Genomic DNA, 2,026 nt, shown 5'->3' with positions numbered 1-2,026 from the left:
CCTGTGCCGAGCTGGTGCCGCCGGCCGACGTCGAGGCGCTCACCGGGGCTCTCGGCGGTCTGCTCGACTCACCGGAGAAGCGCCGCAGCATGGGGCGGGCGGGCCGGGAACGTGCGGTCGAAGTGTTCAGTTGGGACGCCGTGGCGGCTCAGACCGTGGCGGTCTACGAGCGGGCGACCGCGCGCCGGGCCGCCGCCGGGGGCAACACTCGATGCTGACGGTGGACTTCGACCGGCTCGGCATCGGTCCGGGGTCAAGAGTGATCGACGTGGGGTGCGGAGCGGGCCGGCACACCTTCGAGGCGTACCGTCGCGGCGCCGACGTCGTCGCGTTCGACCGCGACGAGTCCGAACTGCGCGGTGTGGAAACCATGTTGCGGGCGATGGGCGAGACCGGCGAGGCGCCTCCGGATGCATCGGCTAAGGCCGTTGCCGGCGACGCGCTGAGCCTGCCCTACGCCGACGAGACGTTCGACTGCGTCATCGCCTCGGAAATCCTCGAACACGTACCCCAGGACGACGCCGCGATCGCCGAGCTGATCAGGGTGCTCAAAGTCGGTGGCACGCTGGCGGTCAGCGTCCCGCGGTGGTTGCCCGAACGGGTGTGCTGGATGCTTTCCGACGAGTACCACGCCAACGAGGGCGGCCACGTGCGGATCTACCGGGCCAGCCGGCTACGTGACAAGATCACCGCAGGCGGCCTGCACTGGACGCACGCGCACCATGCGCACGCGCTGCATTCGCCGTTCTGGTGGCTGAAATGCGCCGTCGGCGTGTCGAACGCCGACCATCCCGCGGTGACCGCCTACCACAAGCTGCTGGTGTGGGACCTGATGCAGCGGCCGAAACTGACGCGGATCGCCGAATCGCTGCTCAACCCGCTGGTGGGCAAAAGCGTCGCGATGTACTTCACCAAGCCGCGGGCGACGGAAAGCGGAGTGATTCCGGGGTACTCAATTGCGTCGCGTTGAGCCGCCGGCGGTCGCGGGTGTCCTGACCCCCGAACACTGCCGCCAGACCGCGCAATCCATCGCCGACGCGCAGGAATCGTCGGGTGCCATCCCCTGGTTCCCGGGTGGCCACACCGACCCGTGGGATCACGTGGAGTGCACGATGGCGCTCACCGCGGCGGGGCTGCTGGAGCCCGCGCGGGCGGCGTTCGAATGGTGTCGCCGCATGCAGCGGCCCGACGGCTCCTGGCCCATCCAGGTTCGTGAGGGGATCGTCGAGGACGCCAACAGCGACAGCAACTTCTGCGCCTACATCGCGGCGGGCGTCTGGCACCACGTGCTGGTCACCGGCGACAAGGCCTTCGCTGAGGCCATGTGGCCGGTGGTGCACAAGGCGATCGACTTCGTCATCGACCTGCAAGTCGGCTACGGAGAGATCTGTTGGGCGCAAAGCGAATCCGGCCCCCTGCCGGAGGCGCTGCTGACCGGGTGCGCCAGCATCTTCCACAGCATCCGCTGCGCGCTGGCGCTCGCCGTTCTCATCGGTGAGCCGCAGCCCGAGTGGGAACTGGCGCTGGGTCGGCTGGGCCACGCGATCGTCGCGCATCCCGAGGCGTTCACCGAGAAAGATCGCTACTCGATGGAGTGGTACTACCCCATCCTCGGCGGCGCGCTGCGGGGCCCGGCGGCGGCCGAGCGGATCACGCAGCGCTGGGATGACTTCGTGGTCGGCGGCCTGGGCATTCGTTGCGTCGACGACCGCCCCTGGGTGACCGGCGCGGAAACATGCGAACTGGTGATGGCCCTCGACGCCATCGGCCAGCGTTCCGCCGCGCTGAGGCAGTTCGCCGCAATGCAGCACCTGCGCGAGGACGACGGCTCGTATTGGACGGGTTTGGTGTTCGCCGACGGGAAGCGGTGGCCCGAGGAGCGGACCACCTGGACCGGGGCGGCGGTCATCCTGGCCGCCGATGCGCTGTCGGACACGACCGGGGCCGGCGGGATCTTCCGCGGCGACGGCCTGCCGATGGGGCTGCAGACCGACTTCGACTGCGAATGCGTGGTCACCGGCCCGGG

Annotated in this window: 3 protein-coding genes; all 3 read left to right on the top strand. The window is 69.6% G+C overall.

Going from position 1 to position 2,026, the window contains the following annotated elements; genetic code table 11:
- The coding region (locus ACOJVU_RS16870; RefSeq protein WP_421530814.1) for a glycosyltransferase at positions 1 to 218 on the top strand (218 nt) is incomplete at its 5' end.
- The gene (locus tag ACOJVU_RS16865; protein WP_421530813.1) at positions 212 to 970 is read left to right on the top strand and encodes a class I SAM-dependent methyltransferase; all 759 of its coding nucleotides are present in this window, start codon (positions 212 to 214) and stop codon (positions 968 to 970) included. The genes ACOJVU_RS16870 and ACOJVU_RS16865, both read left to right, overlap by 7 nt.
- Positions 957 to 2,026 (top strand): prenyltransferase (locus ACOJVU_RS16860; RefSeq protein ID WP_421530812.1); only part of this gene is annotated, 1,070 nt, incomplete at its 3' end. The genes ACOJVU_RS16865 and ACOJVU_RS16860, both read left to right, overlap by 14 nt.

Origin of the sequence: Mycobacterium sp. THU-M104 (assembly GCF_049197365.1) — a bacterium.
Taxonomy (GTDB): Bacteria; Actinomycetota; Actinomycetes; order Mycobacteriales; family Mycobacteriaceae; genus Mycobacterium.
The sequence above is the reverse complement of the archived record's forward strand: the minus strand, read 5'-3'. Positions and strand labels throughout refer to the sequence as shown.

Bases quoted from the DNA above. Each gene is read 5' to 3' on its own strand.
- ACOJVU_RS16865 (WP_421530813.1), top strand. From the start codon at position 212: ATGCTGACGGTGGACTTCGACCGGCTCGGCATCGGTCCGGGGTCAAGA.